Raw genomic sequence first — 20974 nt, forward strand, 5'->3', positions numbered from 1 at the left:
CCGCGCTCAGCTGCCGTTGCGCTGGTAGAGGATGCGGTGCCGCTTCCCGACGGCGACCGAGAAGACCGGGTGGTAGTCGCGCCGCAGCGCCGCTTCCATGTACCGCCAGGTCCGCCAGTTCGCCTTCTTCTCCGGCGTATCCTGCGACACCACCAGCTTCGGGCGACTGGCCATGATCCGCCTGACCTCGGCAAGCGGATCGGTGCCGATCGAAAGGTCTTCCGAAATGTTGTTGAGGTGATCCGGGAACGGCCAGCGGCCGGGCAGGCAGCTGCCGGTCAGATGGTAGAGGATCGGCTCGCCCGAATAGACGAAGAGGCAGCCGTCGAGGCGGGGGCGTATCGCCTTCACCATTGCGGCCACCTGCCGCCCGTCGCCCCGCGCCTTCACGTTCTTCTTGATCGTGATGACCGAGAGGACACCCGCAAAGACGGCTACGAACAGCCAGAGCGGTACGGAGCGGAATCGCTCCCCGGAGAGGATCCCGAGACGCGCACCTGCAAAGGCCGGCGCGGCGGTGACGGCGAGAGGAAGGAGGAGCGGGAGCGCATAATGGTCGAAATAGCTGCCGAAGATCAGGACGCCGGCGACGGCCGCAAGCGACCAGCCCACGAGTATCCGTAAGATCGCCCGGTCGCTTCCCTCCTTCGGCACAGCCGCGCCCGTCCACGCGGTAAGCCCGAGCGGCGCGATCAGCAGCAGCATCTCAAGGAAGCGTCCGCCCGTCTGACCAAGCGCATTGGTGTTGCGGCCGAAGATCGAGGTGAAGTTGGCGTAGAGAAACGGCTCCGTAGCGCCATGACTTGCATACCACGCCGCCGCAGCAACCGTCGGCAGCATGGCCACGGCCGCCCAGATGACGCCGGCCGATACGAGCAGGCCCAGCTTCAAACCCCGCGTCCTTGCGAGAAAGAGCAGCGTCAGCCCGAAGAACACGCCTTCGAACACGACCGTGTACTTGATCTGGATCGCCAGTCCGATGAACGCCATCGCGCCCAGGCCGAAGAGGAACGCGCGCCTTCCGAACACAGCTTGTTCGGCCGCCTTGACCATCATCAGCGCACCGAGCGCGGTAAGCAGATTGTAGAAGACGGGCGACTGGCCGCCATCGCCGCCGAACACGCCGAGATAGAGCAGGTACACGATCCCCGCGATCAGCGGCCCCGGCCAAGGGGCCACCCGTGCGGCGATGCGCGTGATGACCCAGGCCGTCGCCGCCGCGAAGACGGTCGCGGTCAACTGGTAGGCGAGCACCCCGTCACCGCCGAAGACGCGGATGCCGGCATAGAGCAGGAACAGGCCGATCGGCTTGCGATCCCAGATGTCGACATAGGGCAGCGCGCCCTGCCACATGCGATCGCCGACCAGCAGGTAGAACTGGTCGTCCACCTGGATCGCCGGATTGCCGAACTGCGCGTAACGGCACGCGACAGCGACGATCAGGAGGATTGCTACGGTAAGCCAGGATTGAGCGCCGGCCCTGGGGGACCATCTCTGCGAGGCGGACGTCGTCGGCAATCGCTTACTCCGGAAACTTGGGGCAGCGGCCGAAATGGACGCCGGTCGAACGCAGCATAAGACGGCCGTTCAAGACGGGCGATGCGGATCGGTGGCGCACCGACTATGTATTCGGGATGACCCGCGCACCCTTCGCCGACTTCGCTCCATCGATTCGCCCGCAATCCCCGCTGCGGCAGGCAATCACCGCCGCTTACCGTCGTGACGAAGCCGAATGCCTCCAGCCTTTGCTCGATCAGGCAAGCCTGCCCGAAAATATCCGCATGGCGGCGCAGGCGACTGCGCGCACGCTCGTCACCGCGCTTCGTGCCAAGCATCGCGGCAGCGGGGTCGAGGGCCTCGTTCACGAATATTCGCTGTCGAGCCAGGAGGGCGTGGCGCTGATGTGCCTGGCGGAGGCGCTGCTCCGCATCCCCGATGACGAGACCCGCGACGCGCTGATCCGCGACAAGATCGCTGAGGGGGACTGGCGCGCGCATGTCGGCGGGGGCCGCTCTCTTTTCGTCAACGCGGCAAGCTGGGGGTTGGTCGTCACCGGCAAGCTGGTCGGCAGCGTGGACGATCGCGGCCTTGGCGCGGCGCTCACCCGGCTGATCGCGCGCGCGGGCGAGCCGGTGATCCGGCGCGGCGTCGATCTCGCCATGCGGATGATGGGCGAACAGTTCGTCACCGGCGAGACCATCGGCGAGGCGCTCCGCCGCGCGCGGGAGATGGAGGCCAAGGGCTTCTCCTACAGCTACGACATGCTGGGCGAAGCGGCGACGACGGCCAAGGATGCCGAACGCTATTACGCCGATTACGAGAACGCGATCCGCGCAATCGGCAAGGCGGCGGCGGGGCGCGGGCCGATCGCGGGGCCGGGCATCTCGATCAAGCTCTCCGCCCTCCACCCCCGCTATGTCCGCGCGCAGGCGGATCGGGTGATGGGTGAACTGCTGCCCCGCGTGAAGGCACTGGCGGTGCTCGCGCGGTCGTTCAACATCGGTTTCAACATCGACGCGGAGGAGGCCGATCGCCTCGAACTCTCGCTCGACCTCCTCGAAAGCCTCGCCGTCGACTCCGATCTCGCCGGCTGGAACGGCCTCGGCTTCGTGGTGCAGGCCTATGGCAAGCGCTGCCCCTATGTCATCGACTGGATCGTCGACCTCGCCCGCCGCGCCGGGCGGCGCATCATGGTCCGCCTCGTCAAGGGCGCCTATTGGGATGCCGAGATAAAGCGCGCGCAGGTCGACGGGCTCGCCGGCTTCCCCGTCTACACCCGCAAGATCCACACCGACGTCGCCTATCTCGCCTGCGCGCGAAAGCTGCTGGCCGCACCCGAGGCCGTGTTCCCGCAATTCGCCACCCACAACGCCCAGACGCTCGCCACCATCTACGAGATGGCGGGCGATGATTTCGCACCGGGCGCTTACGAGTTCCAGTGCCTGCACGGCATGGGCGAGCCGCTCTATGAAGAGGTCGTCGGCCCCGACAAGCTCGACCGCCCCTGCCGCATCTACGCGCCGGTCGGCACGCATGAGACGCTGCTCGCCTATCTCGTCCGCCGCCTGCTGGAGAACGGCGCGAACTCGTCCTTCGTCAACCGCATCGCCGATCCGGCCGTGCCGTTGGACGAACTGGTGGTGGACCCCGTCGAGGCGGTGCGCGCCATGCCGCATCCCGGCCGCCAGAACGACCTGATCGCGCTCCCCGCCGATCTCTACCCCAACCGCCGCAACTCCGCAGGCATCGACCTGTCAGACGAGTCCGCTTTGGCCGCGCTCGGCGAGGCGTTGGCCGAGAGCACCCGAACCGAGTGGACCGCCCGTCCGACATCCGGCGGCACCGAGCGCCCGGTCGCGAACCCGGCGGACCACCGCGATATCGTCGGCCGCGTGTTTGAACTCGGGCCGGACGACGCCGCCGCACTCGTCGCGCGCGCCGCCGCCTCGACTTGGGGCGAGACCCCGGTTGCCGAGCGCGCCGCCATCCTCGACCGCGCCGCCGATGCCATGCAGGCGCGGATGCCGATCCTGCTCGGCCTGATCGTGCGGGAGGCAGGCAAGTCGCTCCCCAACGCCATTTCCGAGGTGCGCGAGGCGATCGACTTCCTTCGATACTATGCGGCGCAGGCGCGGGAGACCTTCGGCCCGGCGCAGGTGCCGCTCGGCCCGGTCGTCTGCATCAGCCCGTGGAACTTCCCGCTGGCGATCTTCACCGGGCAGGTCGCCGCCGCCCTCGTCGCCGGCAACCCCGTCCTCGCCAAGCCCGCCGAGGAAACACCGCTGATCGCGGCCGAAAGCGTGCGCCTCCTCCACGAGGCGGGCGTGCCGGCGGATGCGCTGCAGTTCACGCCCGGCGACGGCAAGCTCGGTGCGGCTCTGGTCGCCCAGCCGCAGGTCGCGGCGGTGATGTTCACCGGATCGACCGAGGTCGCGCGCCTCATCCAGCGTCAGCTTTCCGAGCGCCTCTCTCCCAGCGGCAAGCCGATCCCCTTCATCGCCGAAACCGGTGGGCAAAACGCGATGATCGTCGACTCCTCGGCGCTTGCCGAACAGGTCGTGGCGGACGTCATCGCCTCGGCCTTCGACAGCGCGGGGCAGCGTTGCTCGGCGCTGCGCATCCTCTGCCTGCAGGACGACATCGCCGACCGCACGCTCTCCATGCTCAAGGGGGCGCTGAAGGAACTGAGCATCGGCCGCACCGACCGGCTGGCCGTCGACATCGGCCCGGTCATCACCGCCGAGGCGCAGAAGAACCTCGAACAGCACGTCGCCCACATGGCCGGCCTCGGCCGCAAGGTCGAACGACAGGCGCTCTCGGAAGAGACCGCGCACGGCACCTTCGTCGCCCCGACGATCATCGAACTGGACAGCATCGCCGATCTTGAGCGCGAGGTGTTCGGCCCCGTCCTCCACGTCATCCGCTATCGCCGCGACCGACTGGACGCGCTGATCGCCAACATCAACGCCACCGGCTACGGCCTGACCTTCGGCCTGCACACCCGGCTGGACGAGACCGTCGCCCATGTCACCGCGCGGGTGAAGGCGGGCAATCTCTACGTCAACCGCAACACCATTGGCGCGATCGTCGGCGTGCAGCCGTTCGGCGGGCGCGGCCTTTCGGGAACCGGGCCGAAGGCGGGCGGCCCGCTCTATCTCGGCCGGCTGGTCGATGTCGCGCCGGTCTTCGCGGAGCGGGCGGGGCATCTCGATACGCCGCTCCACGACTTCATCGCCTGGCTGGATGCGTCCGGAGAGGCGAAGGCGGCGGATGTCGCGCGGCGTTACTGCGACGCCTCGGCGCTGGGTGCCGGGCTGACGCTGCCGGGCCCCGTCGGCGAGATCAACCTCTACACCCTCCATCCGCGCGGCCGCGTGCTGATGCGCCCGGCGACGCGCGAAGGGCTGTTCGAACAGATTGCCGCCGTACTCGCCACCGGCAATCGCGGCACGGTCGAAGGGATGGCCCTCCCCGCCGGCCTCCCCGCCAGCGTCGCCGCAGCACTCGCCGCGACCAGCGAACCCTATGCGGCGGCCTTGGTCGAAGGCGGCGAGAAGCGCATCGCGGCGATGGCGGAAACCGTCGCGACGATGCCCGGCCCGATCGTACCCGTCCACGCCGCTGCCCCCGGCCAGCCCCTCGCCTACCAGCTCGACTGGTTGCTGGAGGAGGTCTCGACCTCGATCAACACGACGGCGGCGGGAGGCAATGCCAGCCTGATGATGATCGGGTAGAGGCGGGCCTAGCTCGCCGGATCGTACATGAAGGCCCGGACCTCCTGTGCGCACCGGCAAGCGGCGGCGATCTTGGCTGCCCAGCGGACGGCATCCTCGCGCGTCGGCAGTTCCAGCACCGCAAACCCGCCGGTCAGTCGGCTCCCCGGATAGGTTTCGGCAGCCACCGCCCCATCCCCGGAAACCATCACCGGGTCCAGTTGCTCATCGATCCCGCCGGCGAACACGTAGACCCCGGTCGCCTTCGCCTCCTCGATCACGGCACCGGACTCGACACCGGCAAGCGCCAGTTCTTCGTCGGAGAGCACCATCGCCGCGCTGGGGAGGGAGATCAGGTACTTGGTCATACCGGCGTCTCTGCTGCGGTCTTGGCGGAGCGGGTGGGATTCGAACCCACGAGGAGCTTTGGACCCCTACACACTTTCCAGGCGTGCGCCTTCGACCACTCGGCCACCGCTCCGTCCGCGGGAAGGCGTGCGCTTATCCCGCTGCCGCTCCCTGCGCAACCCGTCAGGCGGGTTTGAACGTCATGGCCGCACCGTTCATGCAGTAGCGCAGGCTCGTGGGCTTCGGCCCGTCCTCGAAGACATGGCCGAGATGGCCGCCGCAGCGCGCGCAAAGCACCTCGACCCGTTCCATCATCAGCGACCGGTCGCGCCGCTCGCCGACGGCGCCGGGCATCGGCTTCCAGAAGCTCGGCCAGCCCGTGCCGCTGTCGAACTTGATGGTGGAGAGGAACAGCGGCTGGCCGCAGCCGGCGCAAGCGAAGGTGCCGCGCCGGTGCTCGGCATTGAGCGGGCTGGAAAAAGGCCGCTCGGCGGCTGCCCGGCGCAGCACCGCATAGGCCGAGGGGCTGAGTCGCTGACGCCATTCGGCGTCGCTCAGCACGACGGGGAAGGTGGCGGGCTTGGCTCGGGTGAGGGCGGGCGCGAGCAGGGCCAGCCCGACGACCGCGCCGCCACCAACCAGGCTCCGGCGGCTGAAGGCCGGAGCGCGGATCACGGCTCCGCCTGCCTGCGCCCGCCGAGACGCGGAGCGGTCTCGCGGCGGGGTTGCGCGGGGGCTGCCCGGGGCGCGCGATCCGGGCGCGACGGGCGGACGGCGTCACCGGACGGGCCTGGTGACGGACGGCCGATGCCGCCGTTCGGGCCGGGTGCGCCCGGCGGCGGCCGATTACCGCGATCAGGTCGGCCGACACTGCCATCCTGCGACGGCCGCCCGCCATGGTGATCGGGCCGGCCGGGACGGTCGGGACGGCCCTCGCCAGGGCGATCGGGGCGTCCCCCGCCCGGACGGTCGGGCCGGCCTGCACCGGGACGATCGCCGCCCGGACGGTCCGGACGATCTGGACGACCCACATGATCCGGACGGCCCGGCCGATCGGGGCGACCGCCGTGATGACCATGCCAGTGATCGCGGTCACGATCGCGCATCCGGTGCCGCCGCCCGCCGCGATCGTAGATCCAGACGCCGCTGCCCGGATAGTAGAAGCCGTCGTACCAGCCATAGCCGGGCCCATAGGCATAGCCGGGGCCATAGCCGCCGTCATAATACGGATCGCTATAATACGGATCGGCGGGCGCGGCCGCATATCCGCCGCCGCCATAGGTCACGTCATCGTAGACGCAGCCGCCGAGCATGGCGGCAAGCGTGGCCAGCAGCGCTGCCTTGCCGCCCATCGACATCCTGCCGCCGGTGGAAATCCGCATCCTCGATCCTTCCGCTTATCTTGCGCTAAGTAATTGGCGCAAAACGGTTGAACCGGCCCTGAACCGGGACGGGTCAAGCGGATGGAAGCGTTCGTCGGGGCGGCTGGTTCCGCCAATCGGGCGTGGCCGAACCGGTATCGGCGCGTCCCGCGGGGACACAGCCCCGCGGGATCGGCACGAAAAAGCTTACTTCAGGTGGCCGGAGAAGTGCTTGTTCATCTCGAACATCGTCACCTTCTTGGTGCCGAAAACCTTCTCGAGCTTGTCGTCGGCGAGTATCTCGCGCTTGTTCTCGGGGTTCTGGAGGTTGTTCTTCTTGATGTATTCCCAGACCTTGCTGACCACGTCGGCGCGGGTCAGCGGGTCCTTGCCCACGATCGCGGCCAGCTCTGCGGACGGGGTCTGGACCTTGCTGAGGCCGCCGGACACTTTCTTCTTGAGCATAGTCCCTCCTGATAGAGAATCGCATGTGACGCCGATTGGCGCGGCCCGTCAACCGGACTTGGCCCCCGTTGCACCGGAGAGCGCGCGGCGGCAAGGCGGCGGTGGCTTTTTGTCCTCAGGGACACGACGAAATCATGGAAACGGCACGCCGGGGCATACGGCAGCCTGCAACTGTGGCATGATCGACGCGTTATCACTCCCTAACAGGCGGGAAGTCGAAGATCGTGCCGCATCAGAGATCGTCCCCTAACCCAAACCGCAGCCCCACCACCCCGATCATGGACCTTGGCGAATGCCTGCGCAGCACGTTCGGGCAAAGCACCGGAAGCTTCGACTCAGGGATAGCCGAGTTGCTGGGCAAGCTGTCTGTGATACCGGAATGTGGCGGGAACAACAGCCGGCATCGCTGAGTCTTCACGCACGGCGCTCGATCTTATAGACCCCAAAGCGCGCTATGCGGAAGGACGAGGGTGCAGCCAGCCGATCTTGAGGCGGAACCCGTTCACCGGCGCGGCGGATCGGCGGGCCAGCTTTACGTCCAGGTCCTCGTCGCCATCGTGCTCGGTATCCTTGTCGGACATTTCTGGCCTGACACCGGGGTCGCGCTCAAGCCGCTCGGCGACGGCTTCATCAAGCTGGTCAAGATGGTCATCGCGCCCGTCATCTTCCTGACGGTGGTGACCGGCATCGCCGGCATGAACGAGCTCCGCACGGTAGGACGAGTCGCCACCAAGGCCTTCGCCTATTTCCTATTCTTCTCGACGCTGGCGCTGTTCGTCGGTCTGGCGGTCGGCAACCTCACCCAGCCGGGTGCCGGGCTGAACATCGATCCGGCGACGCTCGATGCCGGCAAGGTCGCGGATTACGCGACCAAGGCGCATGAGCAGACGATCACGGGATTCCTCCTGAATGTCATCCCGGAGACCATGCCCGCGGCGCTGACTGGGGGCGACATCCTGCAGGTCCTGTTCGTCGCCATCCTCACCGGCATCGCCATGGCGCTGGTGGGGGAGCGGGCGAAGCCGCTGCTCAACATCCTCGAATCCGCCACGCATGTCGTCTTCCGTCTGGTCGCCATCCTGATGCGCGCGGCACCCTTGGGCGCGTTCGGGGCTATGGCGTTCACCGTCGGCCGCTACTCGATCGACGCGCTCGCCAACCTGGCGGAGCTGGTCGCCACCTTCTACCTCACCTCCGCCTTGTTCGTGCTGGTGGTGCTCGGGCTGGTCGGGCGCTTTGCCGGCTTCTCGATCCTGAAGCTGATCCGCTACCTGAAGACCGAACTCCTCCTCGTCCTCGGCGCGTCCTCGTCGGAGGCGGCGCTCCCCAGCCTGATCGACAAGATGGAGAAGGCGGGCTGCCGCAAGTCGGTGGTCGGCCTCGTCGTGCCGACCGGCTATTCCTTCAATCTCGACGGCACCAACATCTACATGACGCTTGCCACCCTGTTCATCGCTCAGGCGACCGGCATCCACCTGAGCTTCGGGCAGCAGGCGCTCCTTCTCGGGGTGGCGATGCTCAGCTCGAAGGGTGCGGCCGGCGTCACCGGCGCCGGCTTCATCACCCTTGCCGCGACGCTCTCGGTCGTGCCCGCCGTGCCGGTCGCCGGCATGGCTCTTATCCTCGGCGTCGACCGGTTCATGAGCGAGTGCCGCAGCCTCACCAACTTCATCGGCAATGCCGTCGCGACCATCGTGGTATCACGCTGGGAAGGGGCGCTGGACCTAGACCGCCTGCACGCGACCCTTGACGGGAAGGCGCTTCCAAGCGAGGCGGACCCTGACTTCAAGGCGGCATGATGCGCCGCCCCAAGCGGTAGAGAGTGTATGGACGAAGATTTCCGCAAGGCAGCGCTGGATTACCACCGCCTCGCCCCCGCCGGTAAGCTGACGGTCGAGCCGACCAAGCGCATGGCGAACCAGCGCGACCTCGCGCTCGCCTATTCGCCGGGCGTGGCCGCCGCCTGCGAGGAGATCGCCGCCAACCCGGACACCGCCCGCGAATATACCGCGCGCGGCAACCTCGTCGCCGTCATCTCGAACGGCACCGCCGTGCTCGGCCTCGGCAATATCGGCCCGCTCGCCGGCAAGCCGGTGATGGAGGGCAAGGCCGTCCTCTTCAAGAAGTTCGCCAATATCGACGTCTTCGACATCGAGGTGGCGGAGACCGATCCGAAGAAGTTCATCGAGGTCGTCGCCGCGCTGGAGCCGACCTTCGGCGGCATCAACCTTGAGGACATCAAGGCCCCCGAATGCTTCGAGATCGAGGAGACGTTGAAGGCGCGGATGAACATCCCCGTCTTCCACGACGATCAGCACGGGACCGCCATCGTCGCCTCGGCCGCGATCCTCAACGGCCTGCACCTGCAGGGCAAGAAGCTGGAGGATGTACGCCTCGTCACCTCCGGCGCGGGTGCGTCGGCTTTGTCCTGCGTTCGCCTGCTGATCCACCTCGGCCTCAATCCCGAGAACGTGATCCTCACCGATTCAAAGGGCGTCGTGCATAGCGAGCGGGAGAACCTCGCTCCCATCCTCCAGCCCTATGCCCGCACCACCAACGCCCGCACCCTCGCGGATGCGCTGCCGGGCGCGGACATCTTCCTCGGCCTGTCCGCGCCGCGCGTGTTCAACCCCGACTGGCTGCCCCTCCTCGCGGAGAAGCCGCTCGTGCTGGCGCTCGCCAATCCCGAGCCGGAGATCCTGCCGGAGCTGATCATCGCCGGCCGACCGGACGCGATCTACGCCACCGGCCGTTCGGATTATCCGAACCAAGTCAACAACGTGCTCTGTTTCCCCTACATCTTCCGCGGCGCGCTCGATGTCGGGTCGACCGCGATCAACGAGGAGATGAAGGTCGCCGCCGTCCGGGCGATCGCCGGCCTCGCCCGTGTCGAGCCGGAGGAGACGGTCGCCAACGCCTATGGCGGCGCGAGCCTGATCTTCGGCCGGGACCACATCATCCCCAAGCCGTTCGACCCGCGCCTTGCGGTCGAAGTGCCGCTCGCCGTCGCCAAGGCGGCGATGGAGACGGGTGCCGCCTCGCGCCCGATTGACCTTGAGGAATATCGCATCAGCCTGCGCGCGCTGACTCGCCGGTCGGACCGCCTGATGACCCCGGTGTTCGAGACCGCCCGGCAGGGCAAGGCCCGCATCGCCTATGGCGAGGGCGCCGATCCCCGCGTGCTCCGCGCTGCGCAGGGTGCGGTGGACGAGCGGCTGGCGCGGCCCGTGCTGATCGGTGACTGGAACAACATCACCAACAAGATCGCCGAACTCGGCCTCCGCCTTCAGGCCGGGCGGGACATCGACGTCGTGGATCTCGCCTCGGACGATGCCCTGCGCGAGCGGCTGCTGACCGGGTTTGGCGAAGTCGCCGGGCCGCGCGGCATCAGCGACGAGGAGGCCGAGCGCCTGCTCCAGGATCAGCCGACGGTAGCCGCAGCCATGCTGTTGCGCCTCGGCGAGGTGGACGGCGCGCTATGCGGCGGCGTCGGGGACTGGGGCGCGCATGTGAAGCATATCATGCCGATCGTGCCGCGCCGCGCGGACGTCAGCCGCGCCTATGCCCTCTCGGCGATGATCGTCGACAACCGCACGCTGTTCTTCTGCGACACTCATCTCAACCTCGATCCCTCCGCTCAGGAGATCGCGGAAATGACGCTGCTCGCCGCCGACGCTGTGCGCCAGTTCGGCATCACGCCGAAGGTCGCGATGCTCTCGCATTCCAACTTCGGTGCCTCGGAAGGCCCCAGCGCACGCAAGATGCGCGAGGCGCTGGCGCTGGTCCGCGCGGCGAACCCGGACTTCGTGATCGATGGCGAGATGCACGCCGATGCCGCGCTGATGGAGCCCCTGCGCGACCGGCTGACGACCGACAGCCCGCTCGAAGGCGCGGCCAACCTGATGGTGATGCCGAACCTCGACGCGGCGAACATCTCGATCACCCTGCTGGCCGGGGCCGCCAACGCGCTCGGCGTCGGCCCGCTGCTGATCGGCATGTCGAAGCCGATCCACATCCTGGTCGAAGCGGCGACCGCCCGCGCGATCATCAACATGACCGCCCTCGCGGCCGCAGAAGTCGCGCGGGCGCGGTAACCTCATCCTCCCCCGGAGGGGGAGGCGGACCGCCGCAGGCGGTGGAGGGGTAGTCGCCACAAGCGGGGCGGGTCGATCTCGTGGCTGCGCTCTCAGCAAGCTTCGAGATCTGCCGCATAACCACGGCGAATCGCAGCGGCGACTACCCTCCACCACCGCCAGTCGGCGGCGGTCCCCCTCCTCTTCCGGGGGAGTATTATCGCTTACTCGCGACAACCTCATCCTCCCCCGCAAGGGGGAGGTGGCGCCGTTAGGCGACGGAGGGGGAGGAAAGCGGCGCACTCTGAGCTCAAAGTGACGCCGCCACCCTCCCCCTCCGTCACCTCCCCCTGGCGGGGGAGGATTATAACCCTACGAACACTTCGCGTCGGCCTTGGCTTTCGCAACGCGCCCCTTCAGCGGCTCGCCGATCTTCTCGCCATAGACGTCGGTCAACTCGCCATAGACCTTGCAGGCCTCGGCCGGCTTCTTCAGCTGGGTCAGCGCCTGGCCGAGATAATACAGGCTGTCCGGCGCGCGCTCGCCGCGCGGCATCTTCTGGTAGTTGGTGTAAAACGCCTCCGCCGCCTGCGCGGGCTTCCCCTCGTCCAGGAACGACCGGCCGAGCAGGTTCTGCGCATAGCTCGCCCGCTTGTGCTTGGGATATTTGGCGACCACCTCGCGCAGCGCCGCCTCGGCCTCGGGGTACTTCTTCGCCTCCCACAGCCGGTATCCCGCCATATAGGCGTCCTCACCCGCATCACCGGTGGAAGGAGGGCCTGCGGACGCGCTGACCGGGGTCTCCGCCGCTGGCGTGGCCTTCACTGGAGCCGGGGTAGACGGACCGGTGGTGAACGGAGAGCCCGCGCCCCCCGCCGCCGGAGCCGCAATCGCCGCCGGAGCATTGCCCTCCAGCGCGGCGATACGCGCCGCATGATCCGCCTTCACCTTCGCCCAGTCGGCTTCGAGCTGGCGAACCTTGAACCCGTTCTCCTCCGACTGCGCGGTCAGGCGAGCCAATTCCTTCTCCAGCGCATCCACCCGTGCGGACAGCTCCTCAACCGCGCCGACGGACGGCGTGCCAGCAGCGACCGGGGCGACGGCCGGTGGCGCGATCTCGGCATCGAAATAGTCCGGGTTCGCGCCGGGGAAGACCTTGCGCTGCACGGCGCGCAGCTGCTTCTCGACCTTGGTCACGCGCCCTTCCAGCGCGGCATCCTGCCCCAGCGCCGTACCCGATGTAGAGGCCAGCAACAGGCCGGCGATCACCAACTTCCGCATCGCACCCCTCATTCCGATCGACTTTGGCCTTAGTGGCAGCGCATCCCTGTCGCCAGCCTTTACGGCGTCGGCGCGGCAGGCGCGGCGGGCGTGACCGGGGCGGCGGCGCGGGCGAGCAGCGCGTCGGCCTTCAGGCTGACGTCCTTCACCAGCCGCTCCGGCGGGCCGAGCGCCGGAATCGCCTGCGTGCCGACCGTGACGTTCAGCACGTTGGGCCGGCCGGTGCGGATCATCGGATCGGCGGCGGTCGGCGGCACGTCATAGCGCTGCCCGGCGGCGAGCGTCCCCATGAACAGGGTCGTCGCACCATCGGTGATCTTCACCCAGACCGGCTCGGCGGGGGTCAGCGCGACATTGCGCGCGACGGCGACCGGTGCTGCGGGTGCGACCACGGGTGCGCTCGGCCGATCCACCGGCGTCGGCGCGCCTGCGGGGTCCGGCGGGTTGAGGCCAGCCGCCGTGCGCATCGCCGCATCGGGATCGGCCCCGCCGATATCGTAGCCGCGCCACAGGCCATAGCCGCCGATCAGCAGCACCGCGATGATCAGCGCGGTGACCGCCAGCCATTTCGGCGGAATGCGCGTCGGATCGGCGGGGGCCGCCGCGATCGCCGCCGGCCGCGCCACGTCCGCGCCCGCCATCTCGGCACGGAAGGCAGCCCCGGTCTCCTGCGGATCAAGGCCGATCACGCGGGCATAGGATTTGACGAAGCCGACCGCATAAGGCGCGGCCGGAATGTTCGCGAAATCGCCGCTTTCAATCGCTTTTAGATGGCGCAGCGGGATGCGCGTCTGTTCCGCGACCTGCTCCAGCGACAAGTCGCGCGCGATGCGGGCCTCGCGGAGCCGCGCCCCGACGCCGCCTGGCTGGTCAGAATTCATGGCCTCCTCGACATCCATCAAAAGCGGCCTTTTTTTGCTGTGTTCCACCGGCGCGGTTGATTCATGTCACAAATGCCGGGGCACCTTGTCAAATCGAACCGCGCTCAGCCGACCGCGACGCCGTTCCCCTCGGCCCAGTTCTGCAATGCGGTGCGGAAATCGCGCGGTGGCCTGGCGAGCATATCCGGCAGCGCGGCGCGCAGGGCACCGACGTCGAGGCTGCGGATCATCGCCTTGACCGGGCCGACCGCCGCCGGCGTGATCGACAGCCGCTCGATGCCGAGGCCGATCAGCGTCATCGCCTCCAGCGTGCGGCCGCCCATCTCCCCGCAGACGCCGATCTTCACCCCTGCCGCGCTGGTCTGCGCCGTCACCCGCGCCAGGAAGCGGAGGATCGCCGGGCTCAGCCAGTCATAGCGCTCGGCAAGCTTCGGATGCGCCCGGTCCGCCGCGAACAGGAACTGGGTCAGGTCGTTGGTGCCGATCGACAGGAAGTCGAGCTTGGGGAGGATCAGGTCCAGCACCTCGGCGAGCGCCGGCACCTCCAGCATCACGCCATAGCGGATCTCGGCAGGGCCCGGCCGGCCGCGATCGGCGATCCAGCGCCGCTGCGCCTCGACCAGATCGCGCGCCTCGTCAAACTCCCAGGGCTCGGACACCATCGGGAACATGACGTTCAGCGTCCGTCCCGCCGCCGCGTCCAGCAACGCGCGTGCCTGCGCCTTCATCAGCGCATCGCGTTCGAGGGCGAGGCGCAAAGCGCGCCAGCCCATCGCCGGGTTCTCCTCCTCCTCGTCGGCGGCATTCATATAGGGGAGCGCCTTGTCCCCCCCGATGTCCACCGTGCGAAAGATCACCGGCCGGTCGCCCGCGCGCTCCAGCACCTCGCGATAGAGCCGCGTCTGCTGCTGCCGCTGCGGCAGGGTCGCGGAGACCAGGAACTGGAACTCGGTGCGGAACAGGCCGATGCCGTCCGCGCCCGTAACATCCAGCGCCGCGAGATCGTCGCGCAAACCCGCATTGATCATCAAGTCGATGCGCCGACCGTCGGCGGTCACCGGCGGCAGCTCGCGCAATGCCGCGAAGCCCGCCCGCCGCTTCTGCGTCAGCGCCAGCTTGGCGTCGAACGCCTCCAGCATCGGCGGCGTCGGCCGCACCGTCGCGACCCCCTGTCCGACGTCCAGGAGCAGATAGTCGCCCTCGCCGATCGTCCGCCGCACGTCCTTGACCCGGCCCAGCACCGGCACCCCCATCGCCCGCGCGACGATGGTGACATGGGCGGTCAGCGACCCTTCCTCCAGAACCACGCCCTTCAGCCGGCGCCGGTCGTATTCGAGAAGCTCCGCCGGCCCAAGGTTGCGTGCGATCAGGATGGTGTCCTCACGCAGGCCCAGCTGCGCCGCCGTGCCCAGCTGCCCCGACACGATCCGCAGCAGCCGGTTGGACAGGTCCTCCAGGTCGTGCATCCGGTCGGCGAGGAGCGGATCGTCGATCTCGCGCATCCGCATCCGCGTCCGCTGCTGCACCCGCTCGATCGCCGCCTCGGCGGTCAGGCCGCTGTCGATCGCCTCGTTGATGCGACGGCTCCAGCCCTCGTCATAGGCGAACATCTTGTAGGTGGCGAGGACGTCCTGATGCTCGCCCGCCACGCCGAACTCGGCCTGGCTGGTCATGCGGTCGATCTGCTCGCGCATCTTGGCGAAGGCGGAATAGACCCGCTGCCGCTCAATCTCGGTATCCTCGGCGACGGTGTGCTCGATGTTGACGCGCGGCTGGTGATAGACCGCCTTGCCCGCCGCCATGCCATCGACCAGCTTCAGGCCGGTCAGGCGGATGTCGCTGGTGTCGCGCGCCGTGCCGCCCTCGCCCCGCGCGCTGTCGTCGATCAGCCCCGCGCCCGCGATCAGCTCGGCCAGCACCATGGCCACGGTCTGCAGCGCCTCGATTTCGACATCATCGTATCGGCGGCGGTCGGCATGCTGCACCGTCAGCACGCCGACCGATCGCTCGCGCCGCACGATCGGCACGCCGGCAAAGCTGTGGAACAGATCCTCCCCCGTCTCGGGATTGTGCACGAAATCCGGGTGGCTGGTCGCCTCGGCCAGGTTCAGCGTCTCGACCCGCTCGGCGATGGTGCCGGTCAGCCCCTCGCCCATCGCCAGCTTGGTGACGTGCACCGCCTCCTGCTTCAGCCCGCGCGTCGCGAACAGCTCCAGCACGCCTTCGCGAAGCAGGTAGATCGAGCACACCTCGGTATTCAGCGCCTCGCCGATGATCTGCACCACCTGGTTCAGCTTCGCCTGCGCCGCCGACCGTGCCGCCATCACATCGTGCAACCGCGTCAGGATCTCGCGGGCGGCGGAGGCAGCGGTGGTGACCATGCCAGACGCTTAACGAACGGCCCGCAGCCTCGCCATAAAGAAAGTCGGGACCGGCGAACGCATTCGGACAGCCGCATCAGCCCAACACCCTTGAGTTTGCGGGGGAGAATCGCTAAGGGCCGCCCCTCACGACGTGGGACCTGTCCTGCGGCGACTCGTTTTATGGCTTTCGTGCGTGTGCCGTTCGGATCGTCTGGTCCTGGTCCGGCGGGCGCATCGCGACTGGAGAGTGACTTCGTTTATGCAGATCATGGTTCGCGACAACAATGTCGATCAGGCCCTTCGCGCGCTTAAGAAGAAGCTGCAGCGTGAGGGCGTGTACCGCGAAATGAAGCTGCGCCGTCACTACGAGAAGCCCTCCGAAAAGCGTGCGCGCGAGCGTGCGGCCGCCGTCCGCCGCGCCCGCAAGCTGGAGCGCAAGCGCGCCGAGCGCGACGGCGTCCGGTAAGAACCGGACCCGTTTCCCGCGCAACGTCGTTGCGCGCCTGCTGTATCTTGCCTGTCCTTCGGGGGTCCGATGTCGATTACCGCCGTCCCGCTGCACCCCATCAAGAAGGGCTCGCTGACCAAGCTCTGGATCGGCATCGCCGCGCTCGCCATCGTCGGCGGCGCGGTTGCGATCGCTCAGACCTCGGACCATCACGGCCCGACGGCGGTCGCCACGTCGGGCATCAAGCTGACCACGCTGAAGGACGGCAAGGGTCCGGCGCCGACCGATGCCGACCTGGTCCAGCTGCACTACACCGGCAAGCTCGCGAGCGACGGCACGGTCTTCGATTCGACCTCCGGCGGTGAGCCTGCGGTGTTCCCGGTGCAGGGGCTGATCCCCGGCTTCACCGAAGGGCTGAAGCTGATGCATCCGGGCGGCAAGTACCGCCTCTTCATCCCCGCCGCGCTCGGCTACGGCGCGGAACAGGCCGGCCCGATCCCGCCGAACTCCGACCTCGTCTTCGACGTCGAACTCCTCGCCGTCCAGCCGGGCGTCGCGCGCTGACGTAGTTTCCATCCTCCCCCGCAAGGGGGAGGTGTCAGGCTTGACTGACGGAGGGGGAGGACAGCGGCCAGCGCTCAATTTCAGAGGAAAGTCGCAGTCCGCCCCCTCCGTCGCCTTACGGCGCCACCTCCCCCTGGCGGGGGAGGATCATTGGTCACCCCTCCGCCCGCTTCGCCGCCTCTTCGCTCCGCCGCTCCAGCGCGACCTTGATCATCGCCACGATCGGATCGGCGAGGAACAGGCCCATGATCCCGAACGCCGCCCCGAACAGCAGCTGCGCGCCCAGAACCAGCGCGGGGGCGAGGTCCACCGAGCGCTTCGCCACCATCGGCACGATCAGGTAGCCGTCGATGGTCTGTACCGAGACGTAGATCACGATCGCCCAGATCCCCGGCTCGAACCCGGCCGAGAAGCCGACCAGCACCAGCAGCACGCCCGACACGATCGCCCCGATATTGGGCAGGAAGGCGAGCAGGCCGGTCAACAGGCCGAGCAGCGCCGCCATCGGAATGCCGACCATCGCCGCGAAGATGCCGGTGAACACACCCTCCACGGCCATGCCGACCAAGCGGCCGAACATCAGCAGGCGCAAGTTCCGCGCCATGCGCCCGGCGGTCACGTAGAACGGCTGCCGGCTTTCCATCGGCAGCATCCAGGCAAGGCCGCGCTCATAAAGACGTGGCTCGATGGCGATGAAGATGCCGAGGACGAGGATCATCGCCACGCTGGACAGGGCGCCGAGCGCGCTGCCGACGAACGACGTCACCTGACCCAGCGATCCCATCAGCTGCTTGCCGATCTCGTTGACCTGTGGCCCGCCGGTCGCGAGGCCCAGGCCGTGCGCCCAGTCGAGCAGGCGGTTGACCTGCGAGGTCACCACCGCCCGCAGGGCATCGAACTGCGCGGCAAGCGTCGATCCCGTGAAGTAGAAGGTCCAGGCGAGAAAGGCGAAGACGCCGATGCACACCATTGCCAGACGCCAGCCGCGCCCGATCGGCAGCACCTTGCCGATCAGCCGCGCGCCGCCGTCTAGCATCGCTGCGAAGACGAGGGCTGCCACGATCAGCAGGATCGGCTGGATCAGGAACCAGAGTGCCACCACGGCGACGATGAGGGCGACCCAGACGCCGGCCCGCTTCAACTCGAATCGCACGGTGGCGTCGCGGAAGTCGGCGGGTCCGGGCTGTTCGACCTTCTGCTTGTCGCTCATCGTGCCGCCTCCGCCGGGTGTAGGCTGGTGCCGGCGCGTCCGCTGCGGAACGCGTCGATCCAGCTCTTCGGGTCGCTCCACTTCCACCCGCCGTTTAGCGAGAAGGTGATGAACTCCGCCCGCCCGCCGATATTCTCCAGCGGAATCGGCCCGCCCAGGCCGCGATCGGCGGAAGAAACGCGGCTGTCGGCGGACTGGTCGCGATTGTCGCCCATCAGGAAGATCCGGTCCTCGGGCACGGTGATCTCCGGGAACTCGTCTACCTGCTCGAACTCGCCGAGGTCGATGGTGTCGTAGCTGCGCCCGTTCGGCAACGTCTCGCGATAGATCGGCAGGCTGCAATAGAGCCGCCCGTCCGGGCCGACGATGCGCCGGTCGGCGACCTGCGGCTGATCGCAGGGCACATTGGCGTCGATGGGGATCAATCGGTCCGGCATCGCCTGCCGCTTCACCGCGACGCCGTTCAGATAAACCACCCCGCCGCGCAGGGCTATGCGGTCGCCGGGAAGCGCCATGACCCGCTTGATGTAATCGCTGGTCTCGCCCGGCGGAACTGCGATGACGACGTCGCCCCGTTCCGGCACGCGGCCGAACAGCCGCCCCTTCAGCGGCGGCAGGACGTGGAACGATGGCGACACCCATGACCAGCCATAGGGATATTTGCTGACCACCAGCCGATCGCCCTTGAGGAGCGTCGGCATCATCGATTCGGACGGGATGTAGAACGGCTTCGCGACCAGGCTGTGGAAGCCGATGACGATGAGAAGCAGGACGAGGATGCTCCGCGCCTCCGCCAGCCAGTCGGTTCTTGGGGCGGGAATGTCGGAGGGTTCGGCGGTCATCGGGGCGCTGCGGTCGCTCAAGCAGGCATCTCCAGGCGGCGGGCTTCGAGGATGACGAACGCCTGGGCCCAGGGATGGTCGTCGGTCAGGGTCAGGTGGACCACGATGTCGTGGCCCGGCGGCGTCAACGCATCAAGCCGCGCCTTGGCCCCGCCGGAAAGTGCGAGCGTCGGGGCACCCGACGGCGCGTTGACCACGCCGATATCCTTCATGAACACGCCGGCCTTGAACCCCGTGCCCACCGCCTTGGAAAACGCCTCCTTTGCCGCGAATCGCTTGGCGTAGGTCCCCGCGCGGGTGAACGGCCGCCGCTCCGCCTTGGCCCGCTCGACCTCGGTAAACACGCGGGCAATAAACCGCGCGCCGAAGCGATCGAGCGAATTCTGGATGCGCTCGATATTGCACAGGTCGGAGCCAAGCCCGATGATCACGACGTAATCCTCCTCGCGCGAAGCGGGGGGAGGGGGACCAGCCGCAGGCTGGTGGAGGGGCCGCCGGCGCAGACGGCGGTTGCACCGCCGGCCCTCCACCACTCGGCTAGGGCCGAGCGGTCCCCCTCCCCATCTGCGATGGGGAGGATTTGCATGACCCTCACCGCGCCTGATCCATCAACACGCGCATCTGCCGCACGCTCTCGCCCAGCCCGGTGAAGATCGCCTCTCCCACCAGGAAATGCCCGATGTTCAGCTCCCGGATCTGCGGGATCGCGGCGATAGGCGTGACATTGTCGAAGGTCAGGCCATGGCCGGCATGCGGCTCGATCCCGTTCTTCGCGGCCAAAGCCGCCGCGTCGGCCAGACGGCGAAGCTCGTTCCCGTCCGCATCGCCATGCGCATAGCGCCCGGTATGGAACTCCACGACCGGCGCGCCGAGCCGGATCGCCGCATCGATCTGCCGCGCGTCGGGTTCGATGAACAGCGACACGCGGCACCCCGCCGCCCCCAGCTCCTTCACCATCGGCGCCAGCGTGTCGAACAGGCGCGCGGCGTCCAGACCGCCCTCGGTGGTCACCTCCTCGCGCCGCTCCGGCACGATGCACACCGCATGGGGGCGGTGGCGCAGCGCGATGGCCAGCATCTCCTTCGTCGCCGCCATTTCGAGGTTCAGCGGCACCGGCAGTTCGGCCGAAAGCCGCGCGATATCCGCGTCGGTGATGTGCCGCCGGTCCTCGCGCAGATGCGCGGTGATGCCGTCGGCGCCCGCCTCGACCGACAGCAGCGCCGCCCGCACCGGATCGGGGTAGCCCGCGCCCCGCGCATTCCGCACCGTCGCGACATGGTCGATGTTGACGCCGAGGCGGAGCGGCCCGCTCATGCCGGCTTGGCGCGGCTCCCCGGCTTCACCGCCGGGATCGCGGCAAGCTCGGGCGGCAGTTCGTCGGGCGCATAGGTCGGCACCGCGATGGTGATCAGCGGGAAGAACGGCACGCCCAGATCCGCCGTTCCGTTCGACCGATCGACCAGCGCCGCCGCCGCGATCACCTCGCCACCCGCCGCCTCCACCGCCTTGATCGCCTCGCGCGACGACAGCCCAGTGGTGACCACGTCCTCCATCAGCAGGACCTTCTGCCCTTCCTCAAGCCGGAAGCCGCGGCGCAGTTCGAACACGCCCTCTGGCCGCTCGACGAACAAGGCCTCCACCCCCAGCGCGCGGCCCATCTCATGCCCGGCGATGATCCCGCCCATCGCCGGAGACACGACCACCTGGATTGCGCTGCGAATCTCGCGCGGCATGGACGCGACCAGCGAGGAGGCGAGGCGCGACGCCCGCATCGGATCGGCCAGCACCCGCGCGCATTGCAGGTAGCGCGGGCTGCGCAAGCCCGATGACAGGATGAAGTGCCCCTCCAGCAGCGCCTCGGCCGCGCGAAATTCGGAGAGCACCTCTTCGTCGGTCATCGCTTCGCCGCAATCCTGTCAGCCGGG

Annotated in this window: 18 protein-coding genes and 1 tRNA gene; 5 read left to right on the plus strand and 14 right to left on the minus strand. The window is 68.3% G+C overall.

All coding sequences use genetic code 11. The features are described from left to right. Nucleotides 1-6 precede the first annotated feature (6 nt). On the minus strand, nucleotides 7-1518 hold the full coding sequence (locus ACM608_RS15000; protein WP_419684247.1) for a hypothetical protein: 1512 nt from the start codon (nucleotides 1516-1518) through the stop codon (nucleotides 7-9). A 116-nt stretch (nucleotides 1519-1634) separates the two neighbouring features. On the opposite strand from ACM608_RS15000, the gene putA reads away from it, so the two are divergent. Further along, nucleotides 1635-5234 (plus strand): trifunctional transcriptional regulator/proline dehydrogenase/L-glutamate gamma-semialdehyde dehydrogenase, encoded by a 3600-nt coding sequence (putA, locus tag ACM608_RS15005; protein ID WP_419684249.1) that lies wholly within the window; start codon nucleotides 1635-1637, stop codon nucleotides 5232-5234. A gap of 8 nt (nucleotides 5235-5242) precedes the next feature. Here the strand turns inward: putA and ACM608_RS15010 are convergent, their stop codons facing one another. From ACM608_RS15010 to ACM608_RS15030, 5 genes are all read right to left on the minus strand, one after another. Next, the gene (locus tag ACM608_RS15010) at nucleotides 5243-5581 is read right to left on the minus strand and encodes a YciI family protein (protein ID WP_419684251.1); all 339 of its coding nucleotides are present in this window, start codon (nucleotides 5579-5581) and stop codon (nucleotides 5243-5245) included. A gap of 22 nt (nucleotides 5582-5603) precedes the next feature. Continuing rightward, a tRNA-Ser gene (locus ACM608_RS15015) sits at nucleotides 5604-5694 on the minus strand. Nucleotides 5695-5744: 50 nt separating this feature from the next. After that, a complete protein-coding gene (gene msrB, locus ACM608_RS15020) occupies nucleotides 5745-6236 on the minus strand; it encodes a peptide-methionine (R)-S-oxide reductase MsrB (protein ID WP_419684253.1) in 492 nt (163 codons plus the stop codon). Continuing rightward, nucleotides 6233-6943 carry a hypothetical protein gene (locus ACM608_RS15025; protein WP_419684255.1) on the minus strand — a complete coding sequence of 237 codons (711 nt, stop codon included), beginning with the start codon at nucleotides 6941-6943 and terminating at the stop codon, nucleotides 6233-6235. Before ACM608_RS15025 ends, msrB begins: the two co-directional genes overlap by 4 nt. Nucleotides 6944-7129: 186 nt before the next feature. After that, the gene (locus tag ACM608_RS15030) at nucleotides 7130-7387 is read right to left on the minus strand and encodes an SWIB/MDM2 domain-containing protein (RefSeq protein WP_419684257.1); all 258 of its coding nucleotides are present in this window, start codon (nucleotides 7385-7387) and stop codon (nucleotides 7130-7132) included. A 470-nt stretch (nucleotides 7388-7857) separates the two neighbouring features. Between ACM608_RS15030 and ACM608_RS15035 the strand changes: the two genes are divergently transcribed. Together ACM608_RS15035 and ACM608_RS15040 are read left to right on the plus strand one after the other, a co-directional pair. Then, the gene (locus ACM608_RS15035) at nucleotides 7858-9186 is read left to right on the plus strand and encodes a dicarboxylate/amino acid:cation symporter (RefSeq protein ID WP_419684259.1); all 1329 of its coding nucleotides are present in this window, start codon (nucleotides 7858-7860) and stop codon (nucleotides 9184-9186) included. Nucleotides 9187-9213: 27 nt separating this feature from the next. Next, complete coding sequence (locus ACM608_RS15040) at nucleotides 9214-11481, plus strand: NADP-dependent malic enzyme (RefSeq protein WP_419684261.1); 2268 nt, start codon at nucleotides 9214-9216, stop codon at nucleotides 11479-11481. Between the two features lie 351 nt (nucleotides 11482-11832). Here ACM608_RS15040 and ACM608_RS15045 read toward each other — a convergent pair whose 3' ends face one another. The 3 genes from ACM608_RS15045 to ptsP all read right to left on the minus strand — a co-directional run bounded on the left by ACM608_RS15045 (nucleotide 11833) and on the right by ptsP (nucleotide 16003). Beyond that, on the minus strand, nucleotides 11833-12741 hold the full coding sequence (locus ACM608_RS15045) for a tetratricopeptide repeat protein (protein ID WP_419684263.1): 909 nt from the start codon (nucleotides 12739-12741) through the stop codon (nucleotides 11833-11835). A 59-nt stretch (nucleotides 12742-12800) separates the two neighbouring features. After that, nucleotides 12801-13622: a helix-turn-helix domain-containing protein gene (locus ACM608_RS15050; protein ID WP_419684265.1), complete on the minus strand. Its 822-nt coding sequence runs from the start codon at nucleotides 13620-13622 to the stop codon at nucleotides 12801-12803. 104 nt (nucleotides 13623-13726) lie between these two features. Further along, nucleotides 13727-16003: a phosphoenolpyruvate--protein phosphotransferase gene (ptsP, locus tag ACM608_RS15055; RefSeq protein ID WP_419684267.1), complete on the minus strand. Its 2277-nt coding sequence runs from the start codon at nucleotides 16001-16003 to the stop codon at nucleotides 13727-13729. Between the two features lie 241 nt (nucleotides 16004-16244). Between ptsP and rpsU the strand changes: the two genes are divergently transcribed. Together rpsU and ACM608_RS15065 are read left to right on the plus strand one after the other, a co-directional pair. Continuing rightward, nucleotides 16245-16451 (plus strand): 30S ribosomal protein S21, encoded by a 207-nt coding sequence (rpsU, locus tag ACM608_RS15060; protein WP_419684269.1) that lies wholly within the window; start codon nucleotides 16245-16247, stop codon nucleotides 16449-16451. 69 nt (nucleotides 16452-16520) lie between these two features. Then, nucleotides 16521-16997, plus strand: a complete 477-nt coding sequence (locus ACM608_RS15065; protein ID WP_419684271.1) for an FKBP-type peptidyl-prolyl cis-trans isomerase — start codon at nucleotides 16521-16523, stop codon at nucleotides 16995-16997. Between the two features lie 154 nt (nucleotides 16998-17151). Here the strand turns inward: ACM608_RS15065 and ACM608_RS15070 are convergent, their stop codons facing one another. The 5 genes from ACM608_RS15070 to pyrE form a co-directional block, all read right to left on the minus strand. Next, entirely contained in the window at nucleotides 17152-18207 is a 1056-nt protein-coding gene (locus tag ACM608_RS15070; protein WP_419684272.1) for an AI-2E family transporter, read from the minus strand. After that, nucleotides 18204-19049, minus strand: coding sequence for a signal peptidase I (lepB, locus tag ACM608_RS15075; protein WP_419685234.1), 846 nt, complete (start codon nucleotides 19047-19049; stop codon nucleotides 18204-18206). Before lepB ends, ACM608_RS15070 begins: the two co-directional genes overlap by 4 nt. A gap of 17 nt (nucleotides 19050-19066) precedes the next feature. Then, nucleotides 19067-19480 carry a holo-ACP synthase gene (gene acpS, locus ACM608_RS15080; protein WP_419684274.1) on the minus strand — a complete coding sequence of 138 codons (414 nt, stop codon included), beginning with the start codon at nucleotides 19478-19480 and terminating at the stop codon, nucleotides 19067-19069. 160 nt (nucleotides 19481-19640) lie between these two features. After that, a complete protein-coding gene (locus tag ACM608_RS15085) occupies nucleotides 19641-20363 on the minus strand; it encodes a pyridoxine 5'-phosphate synthase (RefSeq protein ID WP_419684276.1) in 723 nt (240 codons plus the stop codon). Continuing rightward, a complete protein-coding gene (pyrE, locus tag ACM608_RS15090) occupies nucleotides 20360-20947 on the minus strand; it encodes an orotate phosphoribosyltransferase (protein WP_419684278.1) in 588 nt (195 codons plus the stop codon). Before pyrE ends, ACM608_RS15085 begins: the two co-directional genes overlap by 4 nt. Between the last annotated feature and the right edge of the window lie 27 nt (nucleotides 20948-20974).

The organism is Sphingomonas sp. ID0503 (assembly GCF_048565625.1).
GTDB lineage: Bacteria > Pseudomonadota > Alphaproteobacteria > Sphingomonadales > Sphingomonadaceae > JBLZUR01.